General features: G+C 67.4%; 14 protein-coding genes. 9 read left to right on the forward strand and 5 right to left on the reverse strand.

Going from position 1 to position 16,506, the window contains the following annotated elements:
- Positions 1 to 9: 9 nt before the first annotated feature.
- The 4 genes from AE618_RS04125 to AE618_RS04140 all read left to right on the forward strand — a co-directional run bounded on the left by AE618_RS04125 (position 10) and on the right by AE618_RS04140 (position 5,229).
- On the forward strand, positions 10 to 2,334 hold the full coding sequence (locus tag AE618_RS04125) for a bifunctional salicylyl-CoA 5-hydroxylase/oxidoreductase (RefSeq protein WP_054207786.1): 2,325 nt from the start codon (positions 10 to 12) through the stop codon (positions 2,332 to 2,334).
- A 108-nt stretch (positions 2,335 to 2,442) separates the two neighbouring features.
- A complete protein-coding gene (locus AE618_RS04130) occupies positions 2,443 to 2,781 on the forward strand; it encodes a hypothetical protein (RefSeq protein ID WP_054207787.1) in 339 nt (112 codons plus the stop codon).
- 135 nt (positions 2,782 to 2,916) lie between these two features.
- The gene (locus AE618_RS04135) at positions 2,917 to 3,864 is read left to right on the forward strand and encodes a ring-cleaving dioxygenase (protein ID WP_054207788.1); all 948 of its coding nucleotides are present in this window, start codon (positions 2,917 to 2,919) and stop codon (positions 3,862 to 3,864) included.
- A gap of 213 nt (positions 3,865 to 4,077) precedes the next feature.
- Positions 4,078 to 5,229 (forward strand): DUF2778 domain-containing protein, encoded by a 1,152-nt coding sequence (locus AE618_RS04140; protein ID WP_054207789.1) that lies wholly within the window; start codon positions 4,078 to 4,080, stop codon positions 5,227 to 5,229.
- A gap of 54 nt (positions 5,230 to 5,283) precedes the next feature.
- On the opposite strand, the gene topA is transcribed toward AE618_RS04140, so the two are convergent.
- Together topA and AE618_RS04150 are read right to left on the reverse strand one after the other, a co-directional pair.
- Complete coding sequence (gene topA, locus AE618_RS04145) at positions 5,284 to 7,968, reverse strand: type I DNA topoisomerase (RefSeq protein ID WP_054207790.1); 2,685 nt, start codon at positions 7,966 to 7,968, stop codon at positions 5,284 to 5,286.
- Between the two features lie 250 nt (positions 7,969 to 8,218).
- The gene (locus AE618_RS04150) at positions 8,219 to 9,349 is read right to left on the reverse strand and encodes a serine hydrolase domain-containing protein (protein ID WP_248310739.1); all 1,131 of its coding nucleotides are present in this window, start codon (positions 9,347 to 9,349) and stop codon (positions 8,219 to 8,221) included.
- A gap of 142 nt (positions 9,350 to 9,491) precedes the next feature.
- On the opposite strand from AE618_RS04150, the gene AE618_RS04155 reads away from it, so the two are divergent.
- Positions 9,492 to 10,436 (forward strand): aspartate carbamoyltransferase catalytic subunit, encoded by a 945-nt coding sequence (locus AE618_RS04155; RefSeq protein ID WP_054207791.1) that lies wholly within the window; start codon positions 9,492 to 9,494, stop codon positions 10,434 to 10,436.
- Between the two features lie 25 nt (positions 10,437 to 10,461).
- On the forward strand, positions 10,462 to 11,766 hold the full coding sequence (gene pyrC, locus AE618_RS04160) for a dihydroorotase (RefSeq protein ID WP_054207792.1): 1,305 nt from the start codon (positions 10,462 to 10,464) through the stop codon (positions 11,764 to 11,766).
- Positions 11,767 to 11,815: 49 nt separating this feature from the next.
- Here the strand turns inward: pyrC and AE618_RS04165 are convergent, their stop codons facing one another.
- Complete coding sequence (locus tag AE618_RS04165; protein WP_248310740.1) at positions 11,816 to 12,244, reverse strand: translation initiation factor 2; 429 nt, start codon at positions 12,242 to 12,244, stop codon at positions 11,816 to 11,818.
- Between the two features lie 231 nt (positions 12,245 to 12,475).
- Between AE618_RS04165 and plsY the strand changes: the two genes are divergently transcribed.
- The gene (gene plsY / locus AE618_RS04170; protein WP_054207794.1) at positions 12,476 to 13,099 is read left to right on the forward strand and encodes a glycerol-3-phosphate 1-O-acyltransferase PlsY; all 624 of its coding nucleotides are present in this window, start codon (positions 12,476 to 12,478) and stop codon (positions 13,097 to 13,099) included.
- A gap of 15 nt (positions 13,100 to 13,114) precedes the next feature.
- Entirely contained in the window at positions 13,115 to 14,326 is a 1,212-nt protein-coding gene (gene dprA, locus AE618_RS04175; RefSeq protein WP_054207996.1) for a DNA-processing protein DprA, read from the forward strand.
- 68 nt (positions 14,327 to 14,394) lie between these two features.
- On the opposite strand, the gene AE618_RS27795 is transcribed toward dprA, so the two are convergent.
- Both AE618_RS27795 and AE618_RS04180 read right to left on the reverse strand, forming a co-directional pair.
- Positions 14,395 to 14,562: a hypothetical protein gene (locus AE618_RS27795; protein WP_156330090.1), complete on the reverse strand. Its 168-nt coding sequence runs from the start codon at positions 14,560 to 14,562 to the stop codon at positions 14,395 to 14,397.
- Positions 14,563 to 14,859: 297 nt separating this feature from the next.
- Entirely contained in the window at positions 14,860 to 15,774 is a 915-nt protein-coding gene (locus AE618_RS04180; RefSeq protein ID WP_054207795.1) for an AEC family transporter, read from the reverse strand.
- Between the two features lie 315 nt (positions 15,775 to 16,089).
- On the opposite strand from AE618_RS04180, the gene AE618_RS04185 reads away from it, so the two are divergent.
- Positions 16,090 to 16,479, forward strand: a complete 390-nt coding sequence (locus AE618_RS04185; protein ID WP_054207796.1) for a hypothetical protein — start codon at positions 16,090 to 16,092, stop codon at positions 16,477 to 16,479.
- Positions 16,480 to 16,506: the final 27 nt, after the last annotated feature.

Consider the following 16,506-nt stretch of genomic DNA (forward strand, 5'->3'; position numbering starts at 1 on the left):
GGACTTCAGATGCGTATCGCGGTGGTCGGCGGCGGGCCTGCGGGGCTCTACTTCGCGCTCCTGATGAAGCGGGACTGGCCCGATCTCGACATCACGGTGTTCGAGCGCAACCAGCCCGACGACACCTTCGGCTTCGGCGTCGTCTTCTCCGATCAGACGCTCGACATCTTCAAGGCGGCCGACGAGGCCAGCTACGCCGCGATCCGCGACAATTTCGCATACTGGGACGATATCGAAATCCACTTCAAGGACAGCGTCCACCGCGTCTCGGGCAACGGCTTCTGCGGCTGCTCGCGCCGCTCGCTGCTGATGCTGGTCCAGGATCGCGCTCGCGAACTCGGCGTCTCCCTGCGCTTCGGCGAGGAGGCGGCCGACATCGAGACGCTCAAAGCGGACTACGATCTCGTCGTCGGCTCGGACGGCATCAACAGCCGCATCCGCGAGGGCTGGCGCGACCGTTTCCAGCCGGAAGTGGATCTGCGCCCCAATCACTTCACCTGGATGGGCTCGACGCGGCCTTTCGACGCCTTCACCTTCTTCTTCAAGCAGACGCAGTACGGCGTCTTCATCGCGCATTGCTATCAGTACGAGGCCGGGCGCTCGACCTGGGTGCTGGAAACCGACCCCGAGACCTTCGCCAGAGCCGGTCTCGGCGCCATGGACGAAACCGCGTCGGCAGCCTTCCTCGAAGGCGTCTTCGCCGACGAGCTTCAGGGCCACCGGCTGATTACCAACCGCTCGCTCTGGCGCAACTTCCCGATGATCCGCTGCCGCAACTGGGTCGTCGAGAACGTCGTCCTGTTGGGTGATGCCAAGGCGACCGCGCATTACTCGATCGGCTCCGGCACCAAGCTCGCAATGGAGGATGCGATCGGCCTGCACAAGGCCTTCCACAAGGCCGGCCTGCATGTGACCGAGGCGCTGGCGCTGTTCGAGCGCACGCGGCGCGAGGAGGTCGAGAAGACCCAGCATGCGGCCGATGTCTCGCTGGTCTGGTTCGAGCAGCTCAAGCGCTTCTGGGATTTCAAGCCCCTGCGCTTCGCCTTCGGCCTGATGACGCGCTCCAAGGCCATCACCTATGACAATCTGGCGCTGCGCGCGCCGGAGATGGTCGCGAAGGTCGACGAGATGGTCGCCGGTGAGCTCGGCGAGCTTGCCCGCCGCCGCAAGGACGGGACGCCCGTGCCGCCGGCCTTCCAGCCGCTCAAGCTTCGCGAGATGCAGATCGAGAACCGCATGGTTCTCGCGCCGATGTGCCAGTACTCCGCCGATGAAGGCCTGCCGGGCGACTGGCACCTGATGCATTACGGCTCGCGCGCCATCGGTGGCCCCGGCCTGATTGTCACCGAAATGACCTGCGTCGCGGAAGACGCCCGCATCACGCCGGGCTGCGCGGGCCTCTGGACCGATGCGCAGGAAGCCGCCTGGACCCGGATCGTCGGTTTCGTTCACGCCAACTCGGCGGCGAAGATCTGCCTCCAGCTCGGCCATGCCGGGCGCAAGGGCGCGACGAGGCTGATGTGGGAGGGCATGGACAGGCCGCTCACGGACGGCGCCTGGCCGATCGTCTCCGCGTCTCCCTTGCCCTACTATCCGGAAAGCCAGGTGCCGCGCGAGATGGACCGCGCCGACATGGATCGGGTCAAGGCGCAGTTCGTCGCCGCAGCCGAGCGCGGCGCCCGCGCCGGTTTCGACATGCTCGAACTCCACTGCGCCCATGGCTATCTTTTGGCGAGCTTCCTCTCGCCGCTGACCAACCTGCGCAGCGATGCCTATGGCGGCTCGGTCGAGAACCGCCTGCGCTATCCGCTCGAGATCTTCCGGGCGCTGCGCGAGGTCTGGCCGCGCGAAAAGCCGATGTCGGTGCGCATCTCCGCGACCGACTGGGCGCAAGGAGGCCTGTCGCCCGAGGACTCCGTCGCGATCGCCGAGGCCTTCGCGGCCGAGGGCTGCGACCTCGTCGACGTCTCCACCGGCCAGACGGTGCGGGAATCGCGCCCGCTCTACGGCCGGATGTTCCAGACGCCCTTCTCGGACCAGATCCGCAACGAGGCGCGGGTCGCGACCATGTGCGTCGGCAACATCACGACAGCCGATCAGGCCAACACGATCGTCGCCTCTGGCCGTGCCGATCTCGTCGCGCTGGGCCGGCCCCATCTCGCCGACCCGTCCTTCGTGCTGCGCGCGGCGGCCTGGTACGGCGTCGATGCGATGCAGCCGGCGCAATACGCTCCGGGCAAGGACCAGCTCATGCGCAACACGCCGCGCGAGCGCCAGGATATCGAGGAGCTGAAGCTGAAGGCGAAGCCCGGCCGCCACGCCGTGGCGCCTTAGACCGGCCTGTCGGGCGATTACGCAGCGGCAGCCGTCGGAACATCGGCTGCGGAGACGGGTTCCCTAGCAAATGCCCGCTGCCTTGGCGGGCCGCAGAAGGGGAATCCCATGCTTCGTTCATTGCCGGGCCTTGCGCTCGCCGTCGCCCTGTCGTCGCTGGCATTTGCGGCTTCCGCGCAGACGCCGTCGCCAACCACGACGCCGCCTGCCAAGCCGGCGGAGGCGCAGGCCAGCGGTGGCCTGGGGCCCAAAATCACGGACCCGGCGCAGATCGACAAGGGCCAGAACATGATCCTGCCGAACGCGGGCGTCTCCCACGAGTCGGCGGCGCCCACGATGGTCTATGACTGCAAGAACAAGCCGCAGGATTGCACCACGCCGACCAATTCCGGCGACAAGGCGGATTTGCCGGCGACCTCGGCCACGCCGCCCACCTCGAAGCCATAAGCGCATTCGGCGTCGATTGCAGGATTGCAACGAGCCGATTGCTGGCGCCGCCATTCCATTGCGGTTTCGCGAGCCTATCTTTGCCCCAACAGCCGAGCCGTTCAGCGCTCGGCATTGATCCTCAAGGGGCAAGCCATGAAGCTCACCGGCATCCACCACGTCACTGCGATCTCGGCCGACGCGCCGGGCAACCGGCGCTTCTATGCCGAGACGCTCGGCATGCGTCTGGTCAAGAAGACCGTGAACCAGGACGATACCTCGGCCTATCACCTGTTCTATGCCGATGGCGCGGGCTCGCCCGGCAGCGACCTGACCTTCTTCGACTGGCCGGCATCACCGGCGCGCCGCGGAACCCATGCGATCAGCCGGACCTCGCTGCGCGTGGCAAACGAGGCCTCCCTGGAGTGGTGGCGGATTCGCCTGGCCGAGGCCGGCATCGCGGTGACGCCGATCCGTGCGATCAACGGCCGGTCGGCGATCGATTTCGAGGATCCCGAAGGCCAGCGTCTGACGTTGATCGCCGATGGTGGGGACATTCCCTTCATCGTCTGGGAGAAGAGCTCCGTTCCCGCCGAGCATCAGATCCGCGGTCTCGGCCCCGTCACCATCTCGGTGCCGAAGCTGGAGCGGACGGAGGTCGTGCTGACGCAGTTGCTGGGGCTGGAGAAGATCGGGAGCTATCGCGATGCCGCCCATGCCACCGGCGAGATCCATGTCTTCAGGATCGGGGAGGGTGGGGCTGATGCAGAACTCCATGTCGCCGTCGAGCCCGATCTGCCGCAGGCTCGCGAAGGCGCAGGCGGCGTGCATCACCTCGCCTTGCGGACACCGACCTTCGCCGACTACGACGCCTGGGCGGAGCGTCTGCGCGCCGCCGGCTATCCCAATAGCGGGCCGGTCGATCGCTTCTATTTCCGCTCGCTTTATCTGCGCGAGCCCAACGGAATCCTGATCGAGATCGCGACCGACGGGCCGGGCTTCGCCACCGACGAGCCCGCCGAGATCATGGGCGAAAAGCTCTCGCTGCCGCCGTTCCTGGAAGGCAAGCGCACCCAGATCGAGGCTGGATTGAAGCCACTCTGACGGATCGGCGGCACAGTTCCGCTCAGCGGCAGGCATGACCAGGAGCGGCGGACCGAGAGACCGGCCCGCCGCTTCCTTTCGTCTGCTTTGGATGCAAATCGTTCACCCGCTTTTAACCACGCAGCCCTCTACTGAAATTCGGCAGGTTTGCCGGTTTTCCGCTGTCGCGTTCGATGGCGGGCGTGTGTTGCGTCGGGTCGAGAGCGTAGCGAAATGTCGGGACAGGGTTTGAGGCGGCGCGCGCATGCGCATACCCGCTACCGGGTCGGCCATAATGTCTGTCTCCAGATCGCCGCCATCGTGGTGGCCTGCGGCGTCGGCTATGTCGCGCTCGATCCGGGGCCGGACGCGCAGATCCCCCTCCATGCGACGCCGCAGCGCGACGTCCTGACGACCGGGTCCCTCGCTCCCTCATCAACGGCCTACCGAAATCTGCTGAATCCGGGATTCCTGCTGGGCACGACGCCGGGCTCCTTCGGTGGCGATCGGCCGATGCAGGCCGGCCTCCAGCGCAACGCCTCACCGGAGCCGGTGACGGCTGTGCCCGTCCTGCCTGCGCCGCCGGTCCAGACGGCGTCCGTCCAGCCGACGCAGCCGACGGCTGCGACGCCTCTCGCGAGCGTGCTTGTCGATCCTCTAGCGTCTTCGCCGCAGGCGGTCTCCAAAATCGTCAAGGATGCGCCGCTGCCGGCCCCGCGACCGGCCGAACTGAAACTCCCCGGGACGGCCGAGCCGCCGGCCATCGCCTTGCGCCAGCCGACGCGCCGCGAGAAGGTGGCCGCGGCTCCCGCGCCGGCTGCCGAGGACAACCGCTCGTTCTTCGAAAAGCTCTTCGGCGGCGTGCGCCAGCCGAACGGCCCGGCGATGGCCTATGCCGCGCCCGAGGACGACGCCGTCGACCGCTCGCGCGGTCGCAGGCTCAGCCCGTCCTTCGGACCGCCTGTGACGACGGGGCAGGCCACCGCGATCTACGACATCAGCGCCAAGGTCGTGCACATGCCCAATGGCGAGAAGCTGGAGGCGCATTCGGGCCTCGGCGACAAGATGGACGATCCGCGCTTCGCCCATGTCCGGATGAAGGGCGTGACACCGCCGCATACCTATACGCTCACCGAGCGAGAGGCGCTGTTCCACGGCCACCGCGCGTTGCGACTGAACCCGGTCGGCGGCAGCAGCGCGATCTATGGACGCGCCGGCCTGCTGACCCATCCTTATCTTCTCGGCCCCGGCGGCGACTCGAACGGCTGCGTGTCCTTCAAGGACTATGAGCGCTTCCTGCAAGCCTATCTGCGCGGCGAGGTGAAGCGCCTCGTCGTCGTCGCCAGCATGCGGGACGCTCCGTCTTCGATGATCGCGTCGCGCTGACGCTGACGGGCGCGTCGCAGGACGCGCCCGAGGCTCCGCGATCCAGCGCGCCGTTCAGCCTTTCGCGGCGGTCTTCGCCTTGGGCTTTGCCGCGGCCGTCTTGGGTTTCGCGACAGCTGCCTTGGGTTTCGCAGCAGCCTTGGCCTTTGCTGCGGCAGGCTTCTTCGCCGGCGCCTTGGCGGCTTTCGCCTTGCCCGGCCCCTTCACGCCGCTCGACTCCGCCTTGGCATTGACCAGCTCGACCGCCTGTTCGAGCGTGATCGCCTCCTGCGTCATCGCCTTGGGCAGGGTCGCGTTGACCTTGCCCCAGTTGACGTAAGGCCCGTATTTGCCGGCGCGCACCACGAGCTTGCCCCCACCGGGATGCTCTCCGAGATCACGGCCCGGCACGGCCGCGCCGCGTCCGAAGCGAGCGCCCGGACCGCCGCTCTCCTTGGCGACGATCAGGTCGATGGCGCGGTTGCCGCCGATCTGCAGGATGTCGTCGTCCTTGTCGATATTGGCGTAGGTCTTGCCGTGCTGGACATAAGGCCCGTAGCGGCCGATGCCGGCGAGGATCGGCTCGCCGCTTTCGGGGTGCCTCGCGACCTCCTTGGGCAGCGACAGCAAGGCAAGCGCCGTTTCCAGATCGACGCTGCCCGGGCTCATGCCCTTGGGCAGGCTGGAGCGCTTGGGCTTCTCGCCCTCGCCGAGCTGGATATAGGGGCCGAAGCGCCCGTCGCGAACCGTGACCTCGGCCTCCGTCACCGGATCCTTGCCGAGCACGCGAACGCCCGGCGCGCCGGTCCCGCCCTCAGTCGTGGCCTCGCCATCGGCAGCCTGGACGGTGAGGGGGCGCGTGTAGCGGCATTCCGGATAATTCGAGCAGCCGACGAAAGCGCCGAACTTGCCGAGCTTCAGCGAGAGCTGGCCGGTGCCGCAGACCTGGCAGGAGCGCGGATCGCTGCCATCCTCACGGGCCGGGAAGACATGGGCGCCGAGCACGCCGTTGAGCGCCTCCAGAACCTCGGTGACGCGCAGATCCTTGGTGTCGCCGATCGACTTGGTGAACTCCTCCCAGAATTCGCGCAGCAGCACCTTCCAGTCGATCTCGGCGTTCGAGACGCGGTCGAGCTTCTCTTCGAGGTTCGCCGTGAAGTCGAACTCGACATAGCGCTTGAAGAAGCTCTCCAGGAACGCCGTCACCAGCATGCCCTTGTCCTCGGGTACGAGGCGCTTCTTCTCGATGCGGACATATTCGCGGTCGCGCAGCGTCGAGAGCGTCGCGGCATAGGTCGAAGGCCGGCCGATGCCGAGCTCTTCCATGCGCTTGACGAGGCTCGCTTCCGAATAGCGCGGCGGCGGCTCGGTGAAGTGCTGGTCGGCGGCGATGGCACGCTTTTCGAGCGGCTCGCCATCCTTCATCGCCGGCAGCTTCTTGGAGTCCTCGTCCTCCTCGTCGTCGCGGCTCTCCTGGTACAGCGTCAGGAAGCCGTCGAAGAGCGTGACCTGGCCGGTGGCGCGCAGCTCGAGATCGCGGCCGGCGACCTTGGCGGCGATGTCGACCGTGGTGCGCTCCAGCGAGGCCGATTCCATCTGGCTGGCGATGGTGCGCTTCCAGATCAGCTCGTAGAGCTTGGCCTGCTCGGGTTCGAGATGGCGCATGACGGTCGCCGGCAGACGGCCGAGATCGGTCGGCCGGATCGCCTCATGGGCCTCCTGCGCGTTCTTGGCCTTGACGGTGTATTTGCGCGGTACACCCGGCACATAGGCGTCGCCGAATTCCTTGCCGATGACGCTGCGCGCGGCGCTGATCGCCGAGGGGTCCATGTCGACGCCGTCGGTCCGCATATAGGTGATCAGGCCGACGGTCTCGCCGCCGATATCGACGCCCTCATAGAGCCGCTGCGCCAGCTGCATGGTTCGCGCAGGCGCCAGCCCGAGCTTGCGGGAGGCCTCCTGCTGCAGCGTCGAGGTCTGGAAGGGCGGCTGGGGGTGGCGCTTGACCGGCTTGGCCTCGACGCTGGCGACGCTGAAGGCCGCCGTATCGAGCGCCTCCTTGAAGGCCCTGGCCTCGTCGCCGCTGCCGATGTCGAGTCGTGTGATCTTCTTGCCGTCGGCGCCGACGAGGCGCGCATCGAAGACGCCGCCTGCGGCCGTCGCCAGCGTCGCCACCAGAGACCAGTATTCGCGCGCCCGGAAGGCCTCGATCTCGCGCTCGCGGTCGCAGACGATGCGCAGCGCCACCGATTGCACGCGGCCGGCCGAGCGGGCGCCGGGCAGCTTGCGCCAGAGCACCGGAGAGAGGGTGAAGCCGACGAGATAGTCCAGCGCCCGGCGTGCCAGATAGGCATCGACCAGCGCCTGGTCGACCTGGCGCGGATTGGCGAGCGCGGTCTGCACCGCGTCTTTGGTGACGGCGTTGAAGGTGACGCGCTCGACCGGGATGCCCTTCAGCGCCTTCTTGTTGTTGAGCGCCTCCAGCACATGCCAGGAGATCGCCTCGCCCTCGCGGTCGGGGTCGGTTGCGAGGATCAGCTTCTCGGCACCCTTCAGCGCCTTGACGATCTCGGCGACCTGCTTGGCGCCGCGCCCCTCGATCTCCCATTTCATCGCGAAGTCATGCTCGGGATCGACCGAGCCGTCCTTGGCCGGCAGGTCGCGGATATGCCCGAACGAGGCGATCACCTCGTAGTCGGATCCGAGATACTTGTTGATCGTCTTGGCCTTGGCCGGCGACTCGACGACGAGGAGCTTCATGGTGCGGTGTCTCGCTAATAGCCTCCTCGGAGCGCGAAATGCACCCTGAGGCGATCTCGCGACCGGCGAAAGACCCGGCGGTTCGGAATTGCGCGCGAAAGTGGTTCAGGGAATAGGCCGTGTCAAACGCCGATTGCATGTCGGCGGCCTGGGGCGGCCTTTTGGTCACAGTCCCCGCAGAGCGCCCTGACATGGCGCGTCGGCGGCCTCGGCACAAGGGTCACACGGCCGGCGCGATCCCAGCCGCCGCTCAGCCCAGCGCCTCATACAGCTTCGTCAGGAAGCCGTCGAAGGACGCGCCGTCGATCCAGCGCAGCACGGCGACGAGATCGGTCTTCGGATCGACCAGGATCACGTTGGTGCCGGCGCCCAGCGCCCAGAAGGCGCTCTCGGGCACGCCCGGCTTGGGCGAAGGCCCGCGGTTGAGCCACCAGAGATAGCCGTAGTTCGCCAGTGTCGGCGACGGCGAGACCATCTGCGCGATCCAGTCGAGCGCGATCAGGGAGCGTCCGCCCCAGTCTCCGCCACGCGCCATCAGCAGCCCGAAGCGGGCATGGTCGCGCGCCCCGATGAACAGCCCGCCGCCCCAATGCCCGCCGCCCGGCACCGACTGGATGCGCTGCCCGTCGATCTCGACGAAGGAAGTCTCGTAGCCCTGCCAGTCCCAATCGGTGGAGGCGCCGATCGGGGCCATGATCCGCTCGCGCAGCACTTCCGGCAAAGGGCGGCGGAAGCGCTGCAGCAGGCAATAGCCGAGCAGGTTCACCCGCACATCGTTGTATTCGTAGAAGCTGCCGGGCTTGTGCATCTCGCGGCGCTGGCCCTTGCGGCTGTTGTCGGCACCGGGGCCGATCTGCCGGTTGTGATCGACCTGGTCGGATTTCCCGAAGATCTCGCCCCGCCATTCGCTGGATTGCTGCAGCAGGTGCCGCCAGGTGATCTGCGCGTTGTGATCGCCTTCGAAAAACGGACCGGCCACGCTCTTGGCCACCGGCTCGTCGAGATCGGCGATCAGACCATCCTGCACCGCAAGGCCAGCCAGCACGCAAAGATAGCTCTTGGCGATCGAGAAGGTCATGTCGGCGCGGTTGGTATCGCCCCATTCGGCGACGATCCTGCCGGCCTTGAGCACGAGCCCTGCTGGCCCGCCGCGTTCGCGCACAGACCCGACGATCTCGGTCCACGGCCCGCTCTCGTTCCATTCCCGATTCCCGACATAGCTGCCATCGGGGTAGAACAGGCTGCGCGGCCAGGGGCTGTCATGCGCCTCCGCGAAGGCCACGGCAGCGGCAAGCCGGGCCGGATCGAAGCCGGCTTCGACTGGGGCGATCGTGTTCCAGGTCGCTCCATGTGTGGCCGGGACAAAGGCGTCGGTGGACAAGGCGTGCTCCTCGGCAGCGTTGCGTGAACGACTGCAGGCGTAGCGCCGTTTCACGCGCGCCGCCATCCGGCGAGCCGCATGGTGACAACGGAATCCGAACGCTTGCGCCGCGCCCGACTCGCGCCTAAACACCCCTCTTCAAATGACATCGCCAGCTCCGCTCTATCCGCACCGGCATCTCCTCGGCATCGAGGGGCTCTCCCATTTGGACATCGAGGCGCTGCTGGACAGGGCCGACGCCTATGTCGCGCTCTCCCGGCAGGTCGAGAAAAAGACGGCCACCTTGCGCGGCCGCACCCAGATCAACCTGTTTTTCGAGCCCTCGACGCGGACGCAGGCCTCCTTCGAGCTCGCCGGCAAGCGGCTCGGCGCCGACGTCATGAACATGTCGGTCGCCTCCTCCTCGGTGAAGAAGGGCGAGACGCTGATCGACACCGCGGCGACGCTGAACGCGATGCGGCCGGACATCATTGTGGTGCGTCACCATGCGGCCGGAGCGGTGAACCTGCTCGCGCGCAAGGTCGGCTGCTCGGTGGTGAATGCCGGCGACGGCGCCCATGAGCACCCGACGCAGGCGCTGCTGGACGCCCTGACGATCCGCCGCAACAAGGGCCGCATCGCCGGGCTGACGGTGGCGATCTGCGGCGACATCCTGCATTCGCGCGTGGCCCGCTCCAACATCATCCTGCTGAACGCTCTCGGAGCGAAGGTGCGCCTGATCGCGCCCTCGACCCTGCTGCCGGCCGGCATCGAGCGCATGGGCGTCGAGATCTTCACCGACATGAACAAGGGGCTGGACGGCGCCGACATCGTGATGATGCTGCGCCTCCAGCTCGAGCGCATGCATGGCGCCTTCGTACCGTCCTCGAAGGAATACTTCCGCTATTATGGGCTCGACCGCGACAAGCTTGAGCGCGCGCAGGCCGACGCGCTTGTGATGCATCCCGGCCCGATGAATCGCGGCGTCGAAATCTCCTCGGAGGTTGCCGATGGCGCCCAGTCGCTGATCCGCGAGCAGGTCGAGATGGGCGTCGCGGTCCGCATGGCGGTGCTCGACGCGCTGGCGCAGCACCTCCCCAATGTCTGAGCCGAGAGCGCGAACGGAACCGGGCATGGCCGAGCTTCAGGACATCGCGATCGTCAATGCGCGTCTCGTCGACCCGGCCACGGGCCGCGACGAGCGGGGCTCATTGCTGCTGCGCGGCGGCACCATCGCCTCGGTTGGCTGGGGCGAGGCTGCTCCTGCGACGGGAGAGGGTGTCCGCCGCATCGACGCGAGCGGGCTCGTCGTGGCGCCTGGCCTTGTCGATCTGCGTGCCTTTCTCGGCGAGCCCGGGGCCGAGTTCCGCGAGACGCTGGGCTCCGGCTCGCAGGCGGCGGCTGCCGGCGGCGTCACCACCATCGTCTGCCGGCCCGACACCGATCCGCCGATCGACGATCCCGCGATCATCGACTTCATCAAGCGCCGCGCCCGCGACAAGGCGATCGTCAACGTGCTGCCCTGCGCCGCCCTGACAAAGGGCCTGCACGGCAAGGAGATCACCGAATTCGGCCTGCTGCTGGAGGCCGGCGCGGTCGCCTTCGGGGATGGCGCGAAGGCCCTGCGCAACCCGCAGATCATGCGTCGCGCCCTGATCTATGCCCGCGACTTCGACGCCCTGATCATGAATCATGTCGAGGATCCCGACCTGCGCGGCTCCGGCGTCATGAACGAAGGCGAGTTCGCCAGCCGCAAAGGCCTGCCCGGCATTCCGCGCGAGGCCGAGACGGTGATGCTGGAGCGCGACATCCGTCTCGCCCGGGCGACAGGCGGGCGCTACCACGCCGCCATGATCTCGTGTTCCGACTCGGTCGAGCTCGTGCGCCGGGCGAAGGCCGAGGGTCTACGCGTCACCTGCGGCGCCTCGATCAACAATCTGACGCTGAACGAGAACGACGTTGGCGACTACCGCACCTTCTGCAAGGTCTCGCCGCCGCTGCGCGACGAGCAGGAGCGGCTGGCGCTGGTCGCGGCGCTGGCGGAGGGGGTGATCGACGTCGTCGTCTCCGACCACGACCCGCAGGACGTCGAGACCAAGCGCCAGCCCTTCGCCGAGGCCGCCGATGGCGCGCTGGGCATCGAAACCCTGCTGTCCGCCTCGCTGCGCATGGTCCAGGCCGGCCAGATCGCCTTGCCTGACCTGCTGGCGGCGCTCTCGACGCGGCCCGCCAAACTCCTCGGGCTCGGCTGCGGCCGGCTCGCCCCCGGCGCACCGGCCGACCTCATGCTGCTCGACCTCGACGCTCCCTACGTCGTCGACAAGCGCAAGCTGAAGTCGCGGGCCAAGAACTCGCCCTTCGACGAGGCGCGGCTGGAGGGCATCGTGCAGACCACCTTCGTCGGTGGCCGTGCGGTTTATGAGATGCGCACCGGCTGAGCTGGCAATCGCGCGCCGCGCCCAGCCGGTGCAAACTGCTTTCGAACCATCAGACCTGAGAGGCGGAGGCCTTGTTGCGCGAGCGGCGCGGCTTGGCTGCGCGCTTAGGTGATTGGACGGGCGACATGGTCACGAAGACCGGGTTGGGCGAATGATCCAGGGTTGCGCCCGTGCTGGCATCGACGACGATACCGACGACACCGCCCACCAGAATATTTCCGGCCATGCCTGCGGCACCGCCGCCGCTGACCTCGGTCTTCACCGCGACCTGCTGCGAGTGATGGCCTGGCAGCTCGAAGGTGGCGATAAATTCCTGCTTGCGGCTGATGGGGAATGTGCAAGGCGTCGCGTTGCAGACGAGCCCCGTGGAGGTCAGAACCTTTGCGCCGGGCGGCTCCGAGTTGAAGGTAACGTCCTCGTTGGACCCCCGCGTCACCGTCCCGCACGCGCTGACGCTGAGCGCGACAGCGATCGTCATCAAAATTCGCATTGTTTCAAGCCCCTAGGTCAGTCCCCTCAAGCGCTGGTGGCATACGTGAGTTGGCAAGTCGAGCATCCGAACGGCGCTCGTGGAGGTTATCCCAAGGCGCCGCGATCAGGGTCTTGGCCTTGAAAGACAATCCGCATCACATGCCGGCGCGAAAACGCCGTTTCCACGTCCGGTTTCGTGCTCTAACTATGGCGAGGCGAAGCAGGGCAAGGAACCGGCATGCAGGAGACGTTGAACTGGGGCCTGTCCTGGCCTGCCTTCGGCCTGGCGCTCGCTGTCGGCTACCTGCTGGGCTCGATCCCCTTCGGCATCGTCCTGACGAAGCTGAGCGGCGGCACGGATCCGCGCAGCATCGGCTCGGGCAATATCGGCGCGACCAATGTCCTGCGCACCGGCAACAAGAAGCTCGCCGCGCTGACGCTGCTCGGTGACATGCTCAAGGGCACGGTCGCCGTCCTGGTCGGATTCTACGTTCTGGGCGGTCCCAAGGCTGCGCTCGTCGCCGGGCTTGGCGCCTTCCTCGGCCATCTCTTCCCGGTCTGGATCGGCTTCAGGGGCGGCAAGGGCGTCGCCACCTATCTCGGCGTGTTGATCGGTCTCGCCTGGCCGGCCGCGCTCGCCTTTGCGGCGATCTGGCTCTCGGTCGCCAAGCTCTCGAAATACTCCTCTCTGGCGGCTCTGACGGCGAGCGTCGCGACGCCGCTCATCATGTGGTTCGCCATGGGCCACCGACAGGCGGCCCTGCTCATGGCCCTGCTGGCGGCCCTTCTCTGGATCATGCATCGCGAGAACATCGCCCGACTGCTCTCGGGCGGTGAGGGCAAGATCGGCGGGAAGGGCTGACGCGGCATGGCTGGCATCGTCCTCACCGATCGCCAGCGCCTCGATTGGCTCCGCCTGATCCGCAGCGAGAGCGTCGGCCCTCGCACCTTCCGCTCGCTGATGAACCGCTTCGGCGGGGCGGCCGCCGCGCTCGACGCGCTTCCCGACCTGGCGAGGCAGGCCGGACGCACGCTGCGCATCGCCACCATGGCCGAGGCCGAGCGTGAGATGGAGGCGCTGCGCCGGCTTGGCGGCTGCCTGATCGCGTTGGGGGAAGCGCACTATCCCCGCCCGCTACAGGCGATCGACACCGCGCCGCCGCTCATCGCCGTGCTCGGCCAGGCCCAGGTTCTGCTGCGGCCCTGCGTGGCCCTGGTCGGCTCGCGCAACGCCTCGGCAGCGGGCCTGAAGTTCACCGCAAGGCTGGCGCGCGATCTCGGCGAGGCCGGCTTCATCGTCGTATCCGGCCTGGCACGCGGCATCGACACCTCCGCCCACGAGGCCAGCACCACGACCGGCACCGTCGCGGTGCTGGCCGGCGGGCTCGACCAGGTCTATCCGCCGCAGAACCTGCCGCTGCTGCAGCGCCTGCTGGAGCAGGGCGCCGCGATCAGCGAGATGCAGCTCGGCCTTGCGCCGCGCGGCCGGGATTTTCCGCGTCGCAATCGGCTGGTCTCGGGCCTGTCGCTCGGCACGGTCGTGGTCGAGGCGGCGCGCAAATCCGGCTCGCTGATCACCGCGCGTTTCGCCAACGAGCAGGGCAGGCTCGTCTTCGCCGTGCCTGGCTCGCCGCTCGATCCGCGTGCCGAAGGCGGCAACCACCTGATCCGCGAGGGGGCGACGCTCTGCTCGGACGCGGCGCACATCATCGAGGCGCTGACGCCGCTGCTCGACAGCGATCTCGGCTTTCTGCCACCGCCGCCTGCTCTGCGGGACGGCATCGGCGAGAGCACGACCCAGGCGCTCTGGGACGAACTCGACCTGCCGGGCATAGAGCCGGCCCCCGCGGCGGCAGTCCCCGAGCCGGACCGCGTCTTCGCTGCCGTCCCCGGCTCACCTGCGGACGACTCTGTCGACATGCGCCGGATTGTCCTGCAACTTCTCGGCAGCGCGCCGATCTCGGTCGATGACCTCGTCCGCGCGAGCGGCCGGCCTGCCCGCGAGATCAGCAGGACAGTGCTGGATCTCGAACTCGACGGCCTCATCCAGCAGCATCTCGGCGGCACCTTGACCCGCGTCGCGCGCTGACGGGCTCGCTCCACGGGCACAACCTGTGGTTACGGCATCGGCGGCCAGCCAAGCCGCTTGGACGCCCGCTAGACGTCTTGCGGAAGGTCGCCTCTGCCGATGGACCGCCCGAGACGCTCGACCTGAATCGAGGCTTCGAGCCGTGCCATCTCGAGAAAATAGGCCAGGCTGTCGAGATCAACGGATTGCGACATCAGCCGCAAATCTGCTGCAAGATGTTCGACATAGGCGGCCACATCACGCTGGGTCGCTCTCATAGGGCTGATTCGCGCAGCATTATGTGGCCTTTTGCCAGCGCCCGCCGGAGGGGGGGCATCGCCGCTCTGTGATCCCTCTGCGTCCGGCGACACAAGCGGGTTTCGTCCATTTGACGGCATCGCCGACCGGCTCCCCTGCAAATGATGGGCAGATGTGAACGATCACGGCCCGATCAACGCGAGCGTGACCGAGTCGAGGCAATACAATCATAGCGTGCGTCGGTTCGCGATCTCAAGGGCCTTTATCTCGGCGAGGCGGCTTTGGCTTTGCGGCAGTCAGATGAGGAACAGGACCGCGACAGGCAGCGTCGCCAGCGCCAGCAGGGTCTGCAAGGTCGTGATCTCGGCCATCAGCGGTGCATCGCCGCCCAGATCGCGGGCGAGGAAATAGGCCGCTGTCGCGGTGGGCACCGATGCAGCGACGACGGTCATGGTCAGCGCCGGTCCAGACAGGCCGAGATGGCGGGCGATTGTCCAGGCCAGAAGCGGCATCACGACGAGCTTGACGCCGATCGCGATGAAGTGGGCAAGCCGCGGCCGCGTCAGGCTGCGCAGATCGAGCCCCGCGCCCACCGCGAGCAGGCCGACGCCGAGCGCGGCGCGCCCCATCACGTCGAGATAGGTGGTGACCGCCGTCGGCAGCATCCACTGCAGCTGATTGAGCAGGAGGCCGACCGCTGACGACCAGATGAAGGGATTCAATACGATTGAACGCGCTGTCGCCGCTGCGGTCATGGGCCGGCCATTGGCGTAGCGTGCGAGCACCAGCACGCAGAGCACGTTCAGCAGCGGAATCATCGCCGCGACCGCGATCGCCATCAAGGTGGTGCCGTCGCGTCCTTGCAGCCCTGCTGCGAGAGCCAGCGCAATGAAGCTGTTCCAGCGGATCGAGCCCTGGAAGATCGAGGTGAAGGCCGGGCCGTCGATGCCGGCGCGCAGCAGAAGCGGCCGGAAGGCCAGCAGCATCCCGGCGACGATCAGGATCGCCAGCACCAGGCTCAGGCCCATCGCCAGTACCGGCAGACGGCCGAGGTCGGCCACGGCGAGCGTATGGATCACCACCGCTGGGAACAGCACCAGATAGGTCAGGCGCTCGACACCGAGCCAGTGCGCCGGCGAAACAAAGCCACGTGCCTTGAGGACCCAGCCCGTCGCGATGACGAGGAAGACGGCGATCAGGCTGGTGAGCATGGCTTCTGCGCAGGCAAGGAGGACACAAACGGACGAGGAGGCAGGGGAGTTGAAGGGAACGCGGCCGATCGCCCCCGCAGGGCGCCGAATGGAACAACGGACGTTTGCGGCCGTTGATCCTTCACGAGACGGCCATGGTTGGTTTGAGAGGCCGGAAAGCCACTCCTTCCACGGCGGTCGGCGTTGAGCAATGGCGGAAGGCTGGGGCGGCATTGCGCCTGCCGCAATCCAGCCGCGATTGGTTCACGCGCCATTCAATGGCTCGGGACGAAACTCCCGGCAGGTCGGCGACAAGCCGATAGAAGGAGACCGATCATGACGTCTTTCAGGACAATCGCCATTGCCGCACTGGCCTCGGTAAGCGTCGTTTCCGCCGGGTTCGTGGCTCCGGCTCTTGCTGCGCCGCGCGCATTCGATTCCGCGCGCCTCGACAAGGCGCCGGCTGAATACACCCAGTATCGCGGCTATCGTGGCGGCTATCACCGTGGCGGCAATCGCGGCGCGGCGATCGCGGCTGGCGTGGGCTTGGGCATTCTTGGCGCGGCGGCGATTGCGTCGAGCCGTCGCGCCTATGCCGCTCCGTATTATTACGACGATGGCTACGACGCTTACGAGCCGGTCTACGCGCCTGCGCCGGTCTATGCGGCGCCGCCTTACCGTCGCGGCTATTACCGGCCGACCTACGACTTCCGCGATCACCGCTGATCGCGCGGTCCTGGCACCATCAAAAAG

The organism is Allobosea vaviloviae (assembly GCF_001298265.1).
Lineage (GTDB): Bacteria > Pseudomonadota > Alphaproteobacteria > Rhizobiales > Beijerinckiaceae > Allobosea > Allobosea vaviloviae_B.